This is a genomic window from Pseudoalteromonas sp. T1lg76 (assembly GCF_002964725.1).
In the GTDB taxonomy this organism is placed as follows: domain Bacteria; phylum Pseudomonadota; class Gammaproteobacteria; order Enterobacterales; family Alteromonadaceae; genus Pseudoalteromonas.
This window is the reverse complement of sequence record NZ_PQCE01000005.1, coordinates 131,571-148,743: the sequence shown is the minus strand read 5'-3', so window position 1 is coordinate 148,743 and position 17,173 is coordinate 131,571. Positions and strand designations below refer to the sequence as shown.

Sequence of the window (17,173 nt, the reverse complement as noted above, 5' to 3'; positions counted from 1 at the left end):
AGTGGCGCTTTTAGTCCAAAAATTCGGCGGCACCTCGGTTGGCTCTATTGAGCGGATTGAGGCGGTCGCCGATATTATTATTCGCCAACGGCAACTTGGTCATCAGGTGGTGGCTGTGGTCTCGGCCATGTCCGGGGAAACCAACCGCTTGTTGGCATTAGCCGGTCAAGTGGATGACAGGCCCAGTACGCGAGAACTCGATGTGCTGGTCAGCACCGGCGAGCAGGTAACTGCCTCGCTCTTGTCCATGGCGCTGATCCGCCGCGGTTATCCGGCGGTAAGCCTGCTCGGCGATCAGCTGGGTATGAATACCGACAACCTCTTTACCAAAGCTCGCATACTGGATATCGACACTCGTCGTCTGCGTCAGGAGCTGCAGCATGGTCGCATCGTTATTGCCGCCGGTTTTCAAGGTCGTGATAGCGAAGGTAATATTACCACTCTAGGCCGTGGCGGCAGTGATACCTCGGCGGTGGCCATTGCCGGGGCGCTTAACGCCGAAGAATGTCAAATCTACACAGACGTTAATGGTGTCTACAGTACCGATCCCCGTGTTGAACCCAAAGCGCGACGCCTCACCAGCATTGGCGTACCAGCTATGTTGGAGATGGCCAGCTTAGGGGCCAAGGTGCTGCATATCCGTGCCGTTGAGGCAGCGGCTCAGTATCGGGTGCCGTTGCGGGTATTATCCAGTTTTGACCCCGACCAGGGCACTTTAGTTTTAAGCGATGAGGACGAGCCAATGCCACAGCAAAATGTGTCGGGTATTGCCTTTAAAAGGGAACAAGCGCTCATTTTTCTTAATAATTGTGACGCAAATCCAGCAACTTTGGCGAATATACTAGAGTTGTTGGCCCATAAAGGCATAGAAGTCGATGTTATTAATCAAGTTAATCAAAAAGTTGGCAAAGTAGACTATGCTATAAGTATACCCAGCTTAGAGTTGCGAGAAGCGCTAGTTGCGTTATCAAATAGCGACCAATTAGCTGGCGTAAATATCACCACTCGGGACGATTTAGCCATGCTTTCTTTGGTGGGTGTGGGTATAAAAACAAATGCATCGATAAGCAGTCAGTTCTTTCGAGTTTTTGCTGACGAGAATATCGAGGTATTTATTGCAAGCTCTGGAGAGATAAAGCTTTCGGTACTGATCGAACGGCAATATTTAGAGCTTGCAGTAAGGGCACTGCATGCAAAATTTGGCATGGCAGATGAATAATTAAGCAAAGTTTTACTTACTTTTATAGTAATTATTCATTAAAATGCCGTTGACGGAATTTTTGACTAATTTGGAATAATGGGAGCAAGAGAATGCTAATTCTTACTCGTCGCGTTGGCGAAACCCTGATGATAGGTGACGAAGTCACGGTTACCGTATTAGGTGTGAAGGGTAACCAGGTACGTATTGGTGTGAATGCGCCTAAAGATGTATCTGTACACCGTGAAGAAATTTATATGCGAATACAAGCGGAAAAATCGGGTTCATCGAATCCGGGTAATGAATAATACCGCTGATTACTAAGCCACTTTTAAAGTGGCTTTTGTTTTTTCTGAGCCAGTATAAATTCCCTTACTTGGTCATTTAATATGGCGTTACTCAGATAATGGCGGTAGCCCTTATTGGTCACCAAGACTAGGCCTTTTTCTGTGCTCACAGTCTTGCTGATATTGGTCCAAGCCAAGGTGCGGGTATTACCGTTTGCCGTGGTGCTGATCCCTTGCTCATCGATTTTTAGTTCAACCTCATGACCGGCGGCGCGAGAAAGGCGTTGACGGGCTACCCACCAGGCCTTTTGATAGCGATACGCCACCATCTCCAGCAAGGCCAAGGCAAATAAAAAATAGCCTACATAGTTGTTTTGCAGCTTTAGTATGCTAAACAGGGCGAGGGCAACCAAAAGCAGGATTAAACCATATTTGGGCTGTTTGCGATTGCTCAATGGTAACGATTGCTCGTAGCTTTCGAGGAAGTAGTCTTTGTCTAAGATGTAAGTGGTGGTGTAGTTCATATTCGCTCGCTTAAGCCACTGCAAAGTAAGGGATGTTATGCGTATTTTATTTTTTATGGCGGCACTGTTTATAAGCTTGGCCGGCTCGGCTCACGCCGCAGCGCAGCAATTTTTAGTCTTGGGTGATATGCCTTATACACCCATCGACGAGGCTCTGCTCAGTGCCCCTGATGGGCGATTATACCAAGCGATACAGCAAACCCCACACCTATTTGTGGCCCATGTAGGGGATTTAAAATCCGGCTCCCTGCCTTGCACCAATGACTTGCTGCAAAAAAATTATAACCTGGTGGCGCAATTAACCCCTACGCCCTTTGTTTATACGCCCGGCGACAATGATTGGACAGATTGTGACAGGCCGGCTCTGGAGCCCGGTTTCGATGAGCTAGAGCGCCTTGCCTATATTCGTAAACACTTTGCTCAATCCCAGCTTTCGCTGCCTGATTATCAAAGACAGCAGGAGCAGGTGGAAAATCAGGCCTGGCGCATTGATGGCGTACAGTACCTGACCCTGCATGTGGTGGGCACCAATAATGGTCGCTCGCAAATATTAAAAAGCTCGCCACAAAGCGCTATTGCCGCCGCCGAGCGCCGCGATAAATACAATATGCAGTGGCTCGCATCCGAGCTGGAAGGCGATGTTAACGCTGCGGTGATCTTTATGCAGGCGGATATCTATGCCGCCAATAACTATGGCGCACCTTGCACACAAGAGTTACAGCAAAACTGTGATGCGTTAGCGCTATACCGTCAGCACCTGGATACCCTGGCCGAGCAAGTGGCATTTCCCATTTTGCTGGTGCATGGCGATACCTCTGAGTTTTGTTTCTCGCAGCGCAAGTCCGGGTTATGGCATCTCAATGCCCCTGGCGATTTTCGCGTATTGGATGTTGCCAAAGTTCAGGTGCAGGACGCGCAGACGAAACCTTTTGTGGTCAGTACACTGATTCAGCCTGGTCAGGCTATTCCAAAGTGTGAGTAATAAAAAAGCCGCGCTTAAGCGCGGCCTTGGGATGTAAAAATCGGGAGTTTAGAATTGGAAGCGAACGCCCAATTTAAACTTACGACCCAGTACGTCATAGCTACTTGGGAAGGTGTTACCCGAGTTAAAGCTGGTGCCACCTGCCTCACCACCTACAACCGGTGGCTCTTTCTCAAAGAGGTTATCCACGCCTAGGCTGGCGGTAATATTGTCGGTGATATGGTAGTTGGCATAGAGATCGAAGTAGCTGTAGGAACCGATACTTCTGAACCTAGGATCATAGTTTGGTACGACGGTACGATAAGGCTCAACATCTATACCATCCATATAGCGCCATTGTAGTGATACCGTAAAGTCATCCATGGCCCAGGTGGTACGCTGTACCGCACGCAGTTCGGATAGAGGATCGCAGTTGGTGCTGTAGTAACCCTTACAGTCGATAACACGGGCCGTCTCCGCACTTTGCGATTCCTGAGTCAGGTACTTGTTAACCGTACCTGAGAACTGTAGTTCACCCCAGTTATCCATAGGCCAGGCAAAGTTAAAACCAAGCTCTATGCCTTCGGCGCGAAGGTTTTTAAGGTTAGTGGTATATTGTTCAATACCTGCACCGGCAACGGTTAGGCCACCGCCAACACGTTGAATCTTGGCACATTGTTCGGCATCGCCTAATGTGTAACAGGCAGCAAGAATTTCATCAACAGTGAACTCACCTATGATGTCGTCGATATCTATATCGTAGTAGTCCAGACTGATGGTGAAATTTTCCAAGGTATCGAACTCGGGTGTCCAGACAATACCCGCGGTAAAGGTGCTAGCATCTTCCGCACCCGGTGGGTTAGCTGGATCGCTTCCGGAAATAACCTGCACCTGGCCTGAGATAAAATCTTGAACGTTACCTACTTGAGCAGCTGTCATGCCAGTAGACTCACAGAGCGCTCGCAAAGTTGAATCCGTTGCCAATCTTTCTGCATTGGTTACCGAACATGGATCGCTACCTGCGTTGTCCAGACCTGTCACCACGGGAGCGGCGATTTCACCCACGTTTGGTGCCCGCGTTGCTTGTTGTTGCATTACCCGTACCAGTACAGAGCTGACCGGACGCCAGTTAACACCTAGTTTCCAAGTTTCGTTTGAGCCCACGGTATCGTAATCGGCCCAGCGGAAACCAAACTCAACATCCAATGTTTCAGCAAAGGCCATACCGTCGAGTATGGGTAGATAACCCTCAAGGAAGAACTCATCAACGCTAAAGCCGCCTTCTATGGGGAGTTGGTTACCACCGGCACCGCCTTGACAGCTGGCTGGGGCGAGCTTCAAACACTCATCTGGCTCAAACAGGCCTTTTTCCTTACGGTACTCATAACCGAAACTCATGGCTAAAGGCGCACCGGCACCTGGGATTTCGATGAACTCCACCGGACCATTGATGGTGGCAGTGGCAATACGTTGACTGTATTTCTGTTGTTGTAGGGCAATAGCGGTAGCATAGCCGGCCATTTCATCGGTAATGGTACCGAAACCACCAAAGAGGTTGATGGGCACACAGGTGGCATCGCCATTCAAACAGGTTACACCGTCGGCGGTATCCAAGGCGTTCTGGATGTTAGTCAGGTTAGTATAACCGCCACGCACCGTGGTACGGTTTGACTCGCCGTATTGGAAGCTTACATCATATTGCCAATCGTCAAAGACGTAGCCATTCACACCGGTAACGAATTGGAACAAGGATGTATCGTAACGCTCGGTACGCGCGCCTAACTCTAAGGTACGACGGCGCAGCTGCACGGTAAGATAATCTTCTTCATCCACCATACCGTTGTCGTTAACGTCATTCCAATTGCTGCCATCAAGTAGTCCGTTGGCCAAGGCACCATTCCCTGCATCTATCATAAATTGACGGGCTTGGTCGCCAATCAGAGGGTTAAACAGGGGGAGTTGAAATGCCGAACCAAAGGTACCCGATGGCGCTACCTGGGTATCAACCGAGATAGAGCTGTAGGTTAGTGATGAATAGACTTCATGTTCTTCGGTCAGGTTATAGCGCGCCAGCGCGGTACCCGAGTAACGCTCAGAAGGGGTTTGATAGAAGTTATAAGGGTTGAAGTTAAATACACTACAGCTATCCGCTGCCAGCGTGCCATCGTTTCTAAATTGTCCCGATGAACTGGCGCCACCACCAACAATGGCAAAGCGTGTCGGGATAGCCGTTGTTGAACCGCCGCTTTCTACCGAGTTAGGTGCCTCACACTCAGGTGGAGCCGGGATTGGGGGCTCGCCATTTAAGAATTGCTCATAGTTGGCACCGCTTTTGGTTTCTATACCTAAGAGGCCGAGCGGGCGATCACCCAGGCGGATTTCCTTACGTTTGGTCCAATCTAATGACAACACCACGTTACCGCGATCATCTGCCAGGTTAGAACCTATGGTTAGTGAGATATTGTCTTTATCGCCGTCATTGTCACCGGTCTCCTGGTGCGAGGTATTGAGGGCTATCCCTTCAAAATTCTCTTTAAGGATAAAGTTAACCGCACCGGCGATAGCATCCGAACCATATACAGCCGAGGCACCACCAGTTACCACGTCGATACGCTCTACCAGCGCTGCAGGGATTACCGATGTATCCACCTCACCATTATAGTTGTAAGGGATCATCCGACGGCCATTGACCAGGATAAGTGAGCGCTCTGAACCAAGACCACGCAGGTTAACCGTGGCGGCACCAGCAGAACCATTGTTCACGTTACTGCCGTCACCGGGAATGGTGGACGGCAAGGTACGTAGTACCTGCTCAACTTCAGGCTCTTGTTGAAAAGCAAGTTCTTGCTCGCCGATAGAGGTAATGGGGCTGGCCGATACGGCACCAGGTTGACGGATACGACTACCGGTTACGGCAATCACTTCGATATCTTTGTCGGCCTCTTCTTCGCCCGCGGCTTGTGCCTGAGGGGCAATAAAGGCCATAGAGGAAATGCTAACGCCGAGCGCGAGTTGAAGCGCCAGCGCAAGTCTGGATTTTAACATTGTCTTTCTCCCTAGTTATTAGATAGTTCTAATACATCAGGGACAATCAAACTGCGGTTGTTCCTATTAGCGCAATAAAGCTTAGACGCTGAAAGTCAATAATGCCAAGGGCTTTAGCCATATTGGTGCAAAATACTTGTTTCAAATTATTTTGGTCTTACCAATTTCTATTTCTGGTAGGGTATCTTGCCTTGCCAAATCAGCTCTTCCCAGTAACCACTATTAATAATGGTTATATCCAATATTTTAATCGCATATATTCGGATTTAACCTGAGTTATCTCTCTAAGTGGCTAGTTTTAAAGCTAATTAATAGCGTTAGAGTAAACTTAAATATTGGTAATACCAATTTACATTGTGTAGACAATTTACTTTTATTTGATATGGTGTTGATTGTACGTTTACCAAAATTAACAGAAATGCACTGGAGTGAGGATGAAGATTGCAGCACTGATGCTTGAAGCAGCGGGATTAATGGCCACTGGGATGCTGGTGGTTTTTATGTTTTTGCTGCTGCTGATTGGCGCCTTAAAGCTGATGTCGCACTTTCTGCAAGAAGATGAGTCGACTGGGGCGCAGTTATCGACAAGCAGAGGGCCAGTCACAGAGGGCATACCTAAAGCCCATATCGCAGCCATTGCCGCAGCGGTTCACCAGTATAGAAAGCAATAATAATAGGGGCACAGAATGTCAAAATTACATTTAACAGAGCTGGTATTACGAGATGCGCACCAGTCTTTACTGGCAACGCGTATGCGCTTGGACGATATGTTGCCCATAGCCGCCAAGCTGGATCAGGTAGGATACTGGTCCGTTGAATCATGGGGCGGCGCCACCTTTGATGCATGTATTCGTTATCTGGGTGAAGATCCTTGGCTGCGCATTCGCGAGCTTAAAAAGGCGATGCCAAATACTAAGCAGCAAATGCTGCTGCGCGGACAAAACTTGCTGGGTTATCGCCACTATGGCGATGATGTAGTGACCAAGTTTGTAGAGCGTGCGCACGCCAATGGCGTCGATGTGTTTCGTATTTTTGATGCCATGAATGATGTGCGCAACCTGGAAACGGCCATTAAGGCCGCGGTTAATGTGGGCGCTCATGCCCAGGGCACGATTTCCTATACGGTATCGCCGGTACATACCTTGGATATGTGGTTAACCCAGGCCAAACAACTTGAAGACATGGGTTGTCATTCCATCTGCATTAAGGATATGGCGGGATTATTAAAGCCCTATGATGCCCATGAGTTGATCACCGGATTAAAACAAACCGTGTCCTTGCCTATCGCCATGCAATGTCATGCCACTACGGGCTTAAGCACTGCCACCTATCAAAAGGCCATAGATGCGGGTATTGATATGCTCGATACCGCAGTTTCCAGTATGAGCCAAACCTATGGTCACAGTGCCACCGAAACCATGGTTGCGATAGTTGAAGATACGCCAAGAGATACGGGCTTAGACTTGGGGCTGTTAGAAGAAATTGCTGCCTATTTTCGCGATGTGCGAAAAAAATACGCCCAGTTTGAGGGCAGCCTAAAGGGCGTGGATGGCCGCATTCTTTTGGCTCAGGTACCTGGTGGCATGCTGACCAATATGGAAAACCAGCTTAAAGAGCAGGGCGCCGCGGATCGCCTCGATGAGGTACTCAAAGAGATCCCTCAGGTACGTAAAGATCTTGGCTACTTACCGCTTGTTACGCCAACTTCGCAAATTGTCGGTACGCAGGCGGTGTTAAATGTACTCACAGGTGAGCGTTATAAGTCCATCACCAAGGAAACCGCCGGGGTATTGAAAGGTGAATACGGCGCTACGCCAGCACCGGTGGATAGCCTGCTGCAACAGCAGGTACTTAACGGTGCTGAGGCTATTAGCTGTCGCCCCGCCGATTTAATCGATGCGGAGCTGGATAAACTGACCGCTGAGTTGGACGAACATGCGAAAACGCAGCAGTTGCAGCTTGCCGATGAAGTTATAGACGATGTGCTGACCTACGCCTTATTCCCGCAAATTGGTCTGAAGTTCTTGGCGAACCGTAATAATCCAGATGCCTTTGAGCCAGTACCTACCGGTGAGATAAACCAAGACGCGGTCGCGCCTGCGGTTTCTCCCCATGCTAAAGCGCCTGCACAAGGCGGACCTGAGCGCTACAGCATTAGTGTTGATGGCAAGGCTTATGATGTAGTTGTTGCCCCGGGCGGTGAGCTGGAAAGTGTTCGCGCCATCGCAGGTGAGGGTGAAAATCCGCCACAAAGTGCGGTAATAAGCAGTGGCGAAACCCTGAATGCACCACTGACAGGCAATATCTTCAAGGTGCTGGTTAAGCCGGGTCAGCAGGTTAATGAAGGTGATGTGGTTATCATCATGGAAGCGATGAAGATGGAAACCGAAGTGCGCGCTTTACATGGTGGTAAAGTGGCCGAAGTACTGGTGCGCGAAGGCGACTCGGTAAGCACAGGCGATGCGCTTATCGCGCTGGCCTAGGAGGAGCTATGGAAGCAGTCGTTAATCTTTGGCAGGCCACGGGCATAGCCAACTTTTCCGCCGGCCAGTTGATCATGATAGCTGTGGGCTGTCTACTCTTGTATTTGGCGATAGCCCGCAACTTTGAGCCCTTGCTTTTGGTGCCCATAGGCTTTGGTGCGTTACTGACCAACATCCCTGTGGCCGGTATGGCCGACCCCAACGGTATTCTCTATTACGTTTACCATGTAGGTATAGATACCGGGATATTTCCCTTGTTGATCTTTATGGGTGTGGGGGCACTGACCGATTTTAGTGCCCTGATAGCCAACCCGCGCATGTTGTTGCTTGGCGCGGCGGCACAATTTGGTATCTTCGCCACCTTGTTTGGCGCCATAGCCCTGAACTATGTGCCCGGCTTTGAATTTACCCTTAAAGATGCCTCGGCTATCGCCATTATAGGTGGTGCCGATGGCCCTACGGCGATATTCCTGGCTTCAAAATTGGCCCCGGATTTACTCGGTGCCATTGCCGTTGCTGCCTATTCCTATATGGCCCTTGTGCCCATTATTCAGCCGCCTATTATGCGGGCGCTAACATCGGAGCAGGAGCGAAAAATTGAAATGCCGCAACTGCGGACTGTGTCGAAGAAGGAAAAAATTATCTTCCCGCTTATGGTGCTGGCGCTTACCGCCATGTTCCTGCCGGCAGCGGCGCCATTGGTGGGGATGTTTTGTTTGGGCAACCTGATGCGTGAAAGTGGGGTGGTGGACCGTCTCAGCGGCACGGCGCAAAACGAGCTGATCAATATCACTACCATCTTTTTGGGTCTGGGCGTGGGCTCTAAACTGGCGGCGGATAAGTTTTTAACCGTGGAAACCCTGGGCATATTGGCGCTCGGAGCCTTGGCATTTTCTATCGGCACCGCCTCTGGGGTGTATATGGCCAAGGCGTTAAATCGCTTTTCGAAAACGCCCATTAACCCCTTGGTTGGTGCTGCGGGAGTGTCTGCTGTGCCCATGGCGGCGCGGGTGGTTAACAAGGTGGGGCTTGAAAATAACCCACATAACTTCTTATTGATGCACGCCATGGGTCCCAATGTCGCCGGTGTGCTTGGTAGTGCTGTGGCCGCGGGTATCTTGCTTGCCCTGGTAGGCTAAAATCGGTTAATTGGCTCTTCCTAGCCATTGCGCACCTTGGTTGTGAACTCACTAAGGTGCGCTTTTTTATGCCTTGTAGGTCGGGCTTTCAGCCATGGTTGTAGGTCGGGCTTTCAGCCCGACAAAAGATAACCCCCAGCCTCATTGTCGACGCAAAGCATCGACCTACAGGTAAAGCATTAACCCTGGAGCGGCCTTTGCCATCTTGTAGGTCGGGCTTTGCCGCCATGGATGGCGGTACTAGAGTAACGCAGGAGCAGTTACCTAGCAGCCCGACAAAAGAGCCTCATTGTCGACGCAAAGCATCGACCTACAGGTAAAGCCTCACCCACAACACTAACCTCAGACAATCAAGACGCTAATATGCTTGGTATGTTATAAGGGGAGTATTGAATTAAGGAGTAGATAAGCATGAATGCGATTTTGATTATCCTCGCTTTGTTTGTAGCCTTGGCCATCGCCGTGCCTTTATTGGAGCGCTATCAGCAGCAAATGGGGCTCAATAAAATGGTGCGGTTTCGTAAATACATCATCCCCTTGGTAGCAATTAGCCTGATCCTGCAGCTGTTGTACTTGGCGTTTAATCGCTAGCTAGTTCGCAGGCATAAAAAAAGCACCCTGAGGTGCTTTTTTTATTCGTATCACAATTCTTATTTGCTGTTCATGGCCAGCTGAATTTCGCGCTCACGCTCCAATTGCGCCAACAAGGTATCGGCAATTGGTTTGAACTTGGCTAGCTCACTAGCCGGTAGCGGCTCTGACTTAGGCAGCTTAACGGTTTTCGGATTACGGTGAACACCGTTAACCAGGAACTCATAGTGCAGGTGAGCGCCGGTAACGCGACCTGTAGCCCCAACCGTACCAATTAATTGACCCTGTTTAACCTTCTCACCTTGCTTAACCTTACGCTTATGCAGGTGCAGGTACTTAGTAACATAGGTATTACCGTGCTGGATAAAGACATAGTTACCGTTAAAGCGGTTATAGCCAGCCTTGAGTACGCGACCATTACCCGCGGCAACCACAGGAGTGCCGGTCTTAGCTGCGTAATCTATGCCGCGGTGCGGTTTAACCGTTTTCGTTACCGGGTGAAGGCGACGAGGGTTAAAGCTTGAGCTGATATATTTAAAGTTAACCGGGGCACGTAAGAAGGCCTTTTTCATGCTGCGGCCTTGCGGTGTATAGAAGTTACCATCGCTGTGCAGCACGGCGGCATAACGCTCGCCTTGGTTAATAAATTCGGCAGCAAGGATCTTGCCTGTGCCAATATATTCACCATCCACATGGTGAGTTTCATAAATCAAACTGAATTGATCGTCTTTGCGCAGGTCGTTGGCAAAGTCCACATCCCAACCAAAAATGGTAGCAAAATTCATAATTTGTTTTTCGCTCAGACCGGCGCTGATCCCTGCGGTCCAAAAGCTACCGTTAATCGAGCCCGAGGCCGATTTGGTCAGAGTCTCAATTTCTTTGGAGTCGATGGCGGTATCGTAACTGCCTTCGTTGTTTAATGTTACGAACAGGGTATCTGTTTTGCTAAGCACATATTTTAACTGCTGCAATTCGCCTTGCTCATTTTTTGCAAAGCTAAGCACTTCACCGGGATGAATCTTGGTTAGTTTTTTGGTTTCTTCGTTGGTATTAACGAGTTTGTGCAGAGTTTGTGCGGAAAAGCCGGCGCGCTTAAAGATAACAGCCAGGCTGTCACCATTTTTTACTTCAAAGTCTTGGTGTTCGTAGCTAGGCAGGGTAAGGGCTTCTTCGGCGGAATTAAGCTCGGCAATTTTTTCTTCATCTTCCAGCTTAACTTGTAGCTCGTAGCGTTTGCCTACCTCTAGTGGTTTAGCATCGTTATCCTTTGAAGCCGTAGCTCGTTCCGTAGGTATAAGCATCAAGGTAACAATAGTCACCAAGAAGCCCACAATGAGCATTTTGTGTTTATTGGGGAGCTTGTGTACCACGCTTACCATAACCTACCTTTTTTGTCATAAAGGAAATAAAACTAACCAATGGCTGAGCATATATCTAATATTGGCAAAATACCAGGGTTTTGTGCATTTAAACCGGCGCCAAAGTGCGCTAGAATCGCGCGGTTAGCACATATTTTATCGGAGAAATAAATGACAGACTTGCAGACGGCACTGGCAGAAATTAAACGCGGTGCTGAGGAAATTTTACTCGAAGACGAGTTGGCAGAACGACTTAAGTCAGGGAAAAAACTAAGAATTAAGGCTGGTTTTGATCCTACGGCGCCGGATCTTCATCTAGGCCATACGGTGCTTATCAACAAGATGAAAACCTTCCAGGACTTAGGCCATGAAGTAATCTTTTTGATCGGTGATTTTACCGGCATGATAGGTGATCCAACGGGTAAAAATGTAACCCGTAAACCTTTAACCCGTGAAGATGTGTTAGCTAACGCCGAAACCTATAAAGAGCAAGTCTTTAAAATCCTAGACCCTGAGAAAACCACCATTGCCTTTAACTCACAGTGGATGGAAAACTTAGGTACAGCGGGAATGATCAAACTCGCGGCCAAACAGACCGTAGCACGTATGCTTGAGCGTGATGACTTTAAAAAACGCTATGCTAATGGTCAGGCGATTGCTATTCATGAGTTTTTATATCCTTTGGTGCAAGGATGGGATTCGGTAGCACTTGAAGCCGATGTTGAGCTAGGTGGTACCGATCAGCGCTTTAACCTGCTGATGGGCCGCGAGCTACAAAAAGACGAAGGTCAAAAGCCGCAAACCGTGCTAATGATGCCATTGCTGGAAGGTACAGATGGCGTCCAAAAAATGTCGAAATCTTTGGGTAACTATATAGGTATCACAGACTCGCCTGAGGACATGTTCGGCAAAATAATGTCTATCTCCGATGATCTAATGTGGCGTTATTACGAGTTATTAAGTGCTTTGAGCCTGGAGCAAGTCGAGGCATTAAAGGTGGATGTTGCCAATGGCACCAACCCTCGTGATATCAAGATTGCCCTGGCCAAGGAAATTATCACCCGTTTCCACGATGAGCAGGCGGCGCAGCAGGCTCATGATGATTTCACCCAGCGTTTTTCTAAAAATGCTTTGCCTGATGATATCGAAGAGCAGACGTTGGACTGTGCTGATGCCGAAATGATGATCACGGCCTTGCTTAAAGATGCGAATTTGGTTGCCAGTACATCTGAAGCCATCCGCATGATCAAACAAGGTGCGGTAAAAATCGACGGTGAAACCAAGGTTGATGACAGCAAGCTGATGATAGCCAAAGGTACAACCGCGGTATACCAGGTTGGTAAACGTCGCTTTGCTAAGGTTACTCTGGCCTAAAAAAAGCCGTAGTGCTAAAAATAACTAAGCCACCTTCAGGGTGGCTTTTTTTATGCCATGTTTTAGGCGAGCAATTAATTGACTAAAAGCGAGCCGCTGCAGGGAAAATGTGTGGTGCGGGGGCAGTGGCGGCCATCGCGCTAAGGCGACAGCTGCCAATAACTGCAATTACTCAGGTGATTGCTAAACGCCGCCAACGGCATTTATAGGCTAACGTTGGAAAGCTTGGTTAGCATGGCCATCACCATGGCCGATGAGTTCTTTGATGCTACCTCAAGGTAGGCCTCAAATGAGTCTGGAGATTCTTTACCGGCAATATCTGACAGCGAGCGGATCACCACAAAAGGAGTGTTAAGTAGGTGACAGGCCTGAGCAATGGCCGCACCTTCCATTTCTACCGCCAACATGGTGGGGAATTGCGCTCGGGTTTGCTCGATACGGGCCGGATCACACATAAAAGAATCACCGGTACAAACCAGACCAACCAAAGACTGACACTGCGCCAGCTCGGCAATAGATTGCTCCGCTACCTTTACCAGCTCAGGATGAGAAGTATAAGCGGCTGGCATTTGTGGCACTTGGCCGAATTCATAACCAAAAGCGGTTACATCCACGTCATGGTGGCGCAACTCATTGGCAATGGCGACATCGCCTACCGCCAGACGTTGATCAAAGCCACCGGCAGAGCCCGTGTTGATTACACAATCCGGGTGGAATTGTTCAACTAAAATAGTGGTAGCAACGGCCGAGGCAACCTTACCGATACCCGATTGCACCAAGGTCACTTCCTGGTCGTTTAATTGCCCGTGATAGAAGGTGAAGCCACCTTGCTCGAGAACCTCAACGTTACTCATTTGCTCACGTAAAATTGCAATTTCCGGCTCCATAGCGCCGATAATACCTACTTTCATAGCATCTCTAATTTATTGGCAAAAACAGCCCTTAGTATATCAAAGGCTGTATCGATATGGCATTAAATCTCCGCCACCTGGGTCGAGGTGATAATGACAGGGCCTTGCATTTTTGCCTTGGCTTGTGGCGATGACAGCACAGCAGGAGGCCGATTTATGGCTGGTTCAGCTTATGCTGAGCTTAAGTAAAATAGCGCTGCACAGGGACTTAAGTCGAGAATTGAGAAGGGAGTGAATTTCATGAGTTACTCCAGAGCGAATATTGACATATACGCTCTGGGAGCAATAAGCCTGCTCGAACTGCTAGGAGCTTGAGCCTTGCTGAGTGATTTGTTATCCAGCCTCTAAGGCTGATAACCACCGGCAATGCCTTTAGTAGCAATGGCTACGGCATCATGGGCGTGCAGCGACTCATAGTGGTTAATACGCAACCAGAAGTCTTGTACATCGGCGTCTTGATTCAGGGTCGATTTGATCTTGCGCGCCGCATCCTCACAGAACATCAGGTTTTCACCGTTAAGGCGAGCAAATTCCTGCTCGTCTTCACGTTTTACCGCGGTTTGCACTGGAGTTTTCAGGGTGTTTTCTATGGCGTCGATCAGGGCCAGGAAGTTGAATGCTGAAACCTGGCTAGCCAAGCGCACCTTCACCTCGGCGACCGAGCGCTGAGAATGCGGAGTAGCACTGATCCCTTCACTGCTGCCAAGCCAGGCATGCACATCGGCGAAGCTTAGTTCTTTGGCATCGAAATCGCGCACAAAGTTGGCCTGAATCAGCTGTCGCGCCAGGGCTGCTGAGCAGGGGCAGGTTGACGAATAGGTCACCTTAATGCCGACTTCAAACTCCAGTTTGCCTTCATTGATGCGTGCATCAATGGCGATAGGGTAAAACTTCCAGCCGCTGTTATCGCTTAACAGGGCCGGGCGACGAAGTGGTAAGTCAAAGGCTAGGCTGATACGCGCCTGTGAACTGATATCACAGTGCGAGCTGATAAACTTATCCAGTGTAGCCTTAATATTTAGCGGCGTTACCGCTGGGGCGCTGGAGAGTTCATCAAGTGCTAAAAACAATCGCGACATATGAATGCCTTTGGCATTTTTGTCGATCAGGTTAACAAAAGCCTGGGCTTTGGCGTTTACGACCACGGGCGCAAGGCCGTCGGATTCGACCAGCAGCGGCAGCTCAATATCACTCATCCCCACCCACTCTAGTGTTTCTTGAACGGGAGCTGAACTCGTGTTAGCAATATCTGGCATGGCGTTGTGCATGGCCTTCCTCATAGGTAATACTGAAAAGCCCGATATTCTACCTGAAAATTAGCAAATGTGGAGTTTACAGGCGCCATAACTAGCAGCAGATGCAAAAGCGTATCTCTTGTTAATATTAAAGGTGTAACTATTCCCATACACTGCAAACATTGTTAATATTCTGTATTGCTGTACACCTGCTTTTAACCCGTAACTTGCAAAATAATAATAATGACCAGTCCCATGAAATCATTTCTATTAAGAGTTGCCTCAATGGCAATACTAGGTAGCTCTAGCGTTAGCGCTCAAGCGGCACCCCAGTTATTGCTAATGGCCGATGATCTACAAGTGTGCTCCAGTGAGCGATTGCAATATTGTAATAGCGAATCTCGCGAGCGCCTGAATAAGAACAGCTATAAACAACAGCCGGTTTTCAAGATCACCGATGAAGGCCTGGAGCGTATTGTTAATATGGCCTGGACCGAACAGTCGAATATTCGTAATCAGGCTGTGGAAATCTTAACCAAGGCACGACAACATTTTGCCGATGACGTCTTTAGCCAACAAGAATTCGAACGTTACCTGCGTCGCAGCGACTTTAAGTTGAGCAACAGCGAGACAACGGCACGAGAGTTTTGGTTTAACTTGTTTGGTTTTGAGCAGCAAAACTTTTTTGACCTGCTAGAGCAAAAACAGGGGAATAGTAAGCGCCGCTTAAAGCCTCAGGTTGATATTAACGGTACTCGCGATTGGGTCACCAAGGACGCTTTTGCGACACTCTTTAGTGCGGCACAAAGTATTGCCGAAGCCAAACGTAAGCCGCGTATCGCCTTTGTAACAGGCGGTAGCCGCGACCCGTATCGCGATGTTGAGTATTATCAGACCCTGTTTGAACAACTGGGTTTTGAAGCGCACTGGCTGGCCATAGACGGCGCAATGCAAGCCCTGAATAACACTAATGATTCGGCGCAATGCGCTAACCTGGCCGAGTATCAGGTGTCGCGATTGGCAAGTTTCCGTCGTGATGTTTTGTACCCGCAGCTATATCAAAAGCAGCAAAAGCTATGTCGCGACCCAGAGCAACTTTATGATCTGCTGCGTCGTTCCGATGCGCTATTTATCGCCGACTCCAGTCCCTTGCTGCTGTACCACGCGTTTTATAAAAATGCCAACCAGCCCAGCGAGCTGCTGAAGAAGATCCAAGAAATGACGGCGAAAGGCCAGTTGCTGGTAGCTGCGCAAGGCGAGTCGGTTAACGCCATGGTGGGTGGTAGCAATAATGCCACTATTCTTTCTGGTGAAGGCGTACAGGTCTTAACGGAACAGCCAATTATTTATGGCAATGGTTTTGAAGCCTGTCGCTTAGGCGTTGACTGTATTTCCGTAACCAATAACCGTGAGCTTAGCTATCTTCAGTCTGGGGTGTTAGATCTTTTCCCATGGGGCACCCTGGATACGCAAGTGGCGCGTCACGGTAAACAGCCACGTTTAATTAAGGCTGGCGTGCAAAACTCAAGCTCAATGATCTTTGGTCTTGATAGTAATAGTTACGCCACTGTTGAGCGTGTTGTCGACGGCGATACGGACGATATTGAGGTGCAGGTATTTGGTGAAGGTGGCCTTTGGTTAGGCGACTTGCGTCAAAGTCAGGACTCAATGTCCGGGGCTATGCAATATGGTCCTTTTGACAGTTATTTCCTAACCCATGAGGACAAGATCAGCATGCGTGGTGGCGTGGTTAATGTTGAACTGGCCTCTTGGAAACAAGCGGTGAACACCACCAGTGCCGGTCCGCTGGTGAATACATCGACACCCTTTAGCCGTGCCAACTATCATAAACTGGGGCAAATGCAGTGTAATACCGGGGCGGCCACCGCCGGCGGTAGCAGTGATATAGACAGCCAAAGTTATGAGCTGATCTTAAACGCCAGCGGCGCCAGCAATATGCGTAAAGGGGTGTTGGTTAAAGGCGGAAAACGCATGGGCGTGTGCTCATTCGCAAGAATCTCAACGCAGATACTGCCAAAGGCACTCTAAGTTGATTACAATAGAGGG

Annotated in this window: 14 protein-coding genes; 9 read left to right on the top strand and 5 right to left on the bottom strand. The window is 49.0% G+C overall.

What is annotated here, in order from left to right:
* Position 1: 1 nt before the first annotated feature.
* Both C2M35_RS01730 and csrA read left to right on the top strand, forming a co-directional pair.
* Positions 2-1,219 carry an aspartate kinase gene (locus C2M35_RS01730; RefSeq protein WP_105200785.1) on the top strand — a complete coding sequence of 406 codons (1,218 nt, stop codon included), beginning with the start codon at positions 2-4 and terminating at the stop codon, positions 1,217-1,219.
* A 92-nt stretch (positions 1,220-1,311) separates the two neighbouring features.
* Complete coding sequence (gene csrA / locus C2M35_RS01725) at positions 1,312-1,506, top strand: carbon storage regulator CsrA (protein ID WP_105190613.1); 195 nt, start codon at positions 1,312-1,314, stop codon at positions 1,504-1,506.
* A 23-nt stretch (positions 1,507-1,529) separates the two neighbouring features.
* Here the strand turns inward: csrA and C2M35_RS01720 are convergent, their stop codons facing one another.
* Positions 1,530-2,009 (bottom strand): YcxB family protein, encoded by a 480-nt coding sequence (locus tag C2M35_RS01720; RefSeq protein ID WP_105258567.1) that lies wholly within the window; start codon positions 2,007-2,009, stop codon positions 1,530-1,532.
* Between the two features lie 37 nt (positions 2,010-2,046).
* On the opposite strand from C2M35_RS01720, the gene C2M35_RS01715 reads away from it, so the two are divergent.
* On the top strand, positions 2,047-2,991 hold the full coding sequence (locus tag C2M35_RS01715) for a hypothetical protein (RefSeq protein ID WP_105264467.1): 945 nt from the start codon (positions 2,047-2,049) through the stop codon (positions 2,989-2,991).
* Positions 2,992-3,039: 48 nt separating this feature from the next.
* Here C2M35_RS01715 and C2M35_RS01710 read toward each other — a convergent pair whose 3' ends face one another.
* Entirely contained in the window at positions 3,040-6,015 is a 2,976-nt protein-coding gene (locus C2M35_RS01710; protein WP_105213727.1) for a TonB-dependent receptor domain-containing protein, read from the bottom strand.
* A 434-nt stretch (positions 6,016-6,449) separates the two neighbouring features.
* Between C2M35_RS01710 and C2M35_RS01705 the strand changes: the two genes are divergently transcribed.
* The 4 genes from C2M35_RS01705 (at position 6,450) to C2M35_RS01690 (ending at position 10,228) form a co-directional block, all read left to right on the top strand.
* Positions 6,450-6,686 carry an OadG family transporter subunit gene (locus C2M35_RS01705; protein WP_105200781.1) on the top strand — a complete coding sequence of 79 codons (237 nt, stop codon included), beginning with the start codon at positions 6,450-6,452 and terminating at the stop codon, positions 6,684-6,686.
* Positions 6,687-6,701: 15 nt separating this feature from the next.
* Complete coding sequence (gene oadA, locus C2M35_RS01700) at positions 6,702-8,498, top strand: sodium-extruding oxaloacetate decarboxylase subunit alpha (protein ID WP_105213726.1); 1,797 nt, start codon at positions 6,702-6,704, stop codon at positions 8,496-8,498.
* Positions 8,499-8,506: 8 nt separating this feature from the next.
* Positions 8,507-9,637, top strand: a complete 1,131-nt coding sequence (locus tag C2M35_RS01695; protein WP_105213725.1) for a sodium ion-translocating decarboxylase subunit beta — start codon at positions 8,507-8,509, stop codon at positions 9,635-9,637.
* 411 nt (positions 9,638-10,048) lie between these two features.
* Positions 10,049-10,228: a hypothetical protein gene (locus C2M35_RS01690; protein WP_105258563.1), complete on the top strand. Its 180-nt coding sequence runs from the start codon at positions 10,049-10,051 to the stop codon at positions 10,226-10,228.
* Between the two features lie 59 nt (positions 10,229-10,287).
* Here the strand turns inward: C2M35_RS01690 and C2M35_RS01685 are convergent, their stop codons facing one another.
* Positions 10,288-11,607: a peptidoglycan DD-metalloendopeptidase family protein gene (locus C2M35_RS01685; RefSeq protein WP_105200777.1), complete on the bottom strand. Its 1,320-nt coding sequence runs from the start codon at positions 11,605-11,607 to the stop codon at positions 10,288-10,290.
* Positions 11,608-11,757: 150 nt separating this feature from the next.
* On the opposite strand from C2M35_RS01685, the gene tyrS reads away from it, so the two are divergent.
* On the top strand, positions 11,758-12,960 hold the full coding sequence (gene tyrS, locus C2M35_RS01680) for a tyrosine--tRNA ligase (protein ID WP_105200776.1): 1,203 nt from the start codon (positions 11,758-11,760) through the stop codon (positions 12,958-12,960).
* 203 nt (positions 12,961-13,163) lie between these two features.
* On the opposite strand, the gene mtnN is transcribed toward tyrS, so the two are convergent.
* Both mtnN and folE2 read right to left on the bottom strand, forming a co-directional pair.
* Complete coding sequence (mtnN, locus tag C2M35_RS01675) at positions 13,164-13,871, bottom strand: 5'-methylthioadenosine/S-adenosylhomocysteine nucleosidase (protein ID WP_105200775.1); 708 nt, start codon at positions 13,869-13,871, stop codon at positions 13,164-13,166.
* A 344-nt stretch (positions 13,872-14,215) separates the two neighbouring features.
* Positions 14,216-15,139 carry a GTP cyclohydrolase FolE2 gene (gene folE2 / locus C2M35_RS01670; RefSeq protein WP_105200774.1) on the bottom strand — a complete coding sequence of 308 codons (924 nt, stop codon included), beginning with the start codon at positions 15,137-15,139 and terminating at the stop codon, positions 14,216-14,218.
* 252 nt (positions 15,140-15,391) lie between these two features.
* Here folE2 and C2M35_RS01665 point away from each other — a divergent pair, with 252 nt between their 5' ends.
* Positions 15,392-17,155: a hypothetical protein gene (locus C2M35_RS01665; protein WP_105200773.1), complete on the top strand. Its 1,764-nt coding sequence runs from the start codon at positions 15,392-15,394 to the stop codon at positions 17,153-17,155.
* Positions 17,156-17,173 lie beyond the last annotated feature (18 nt).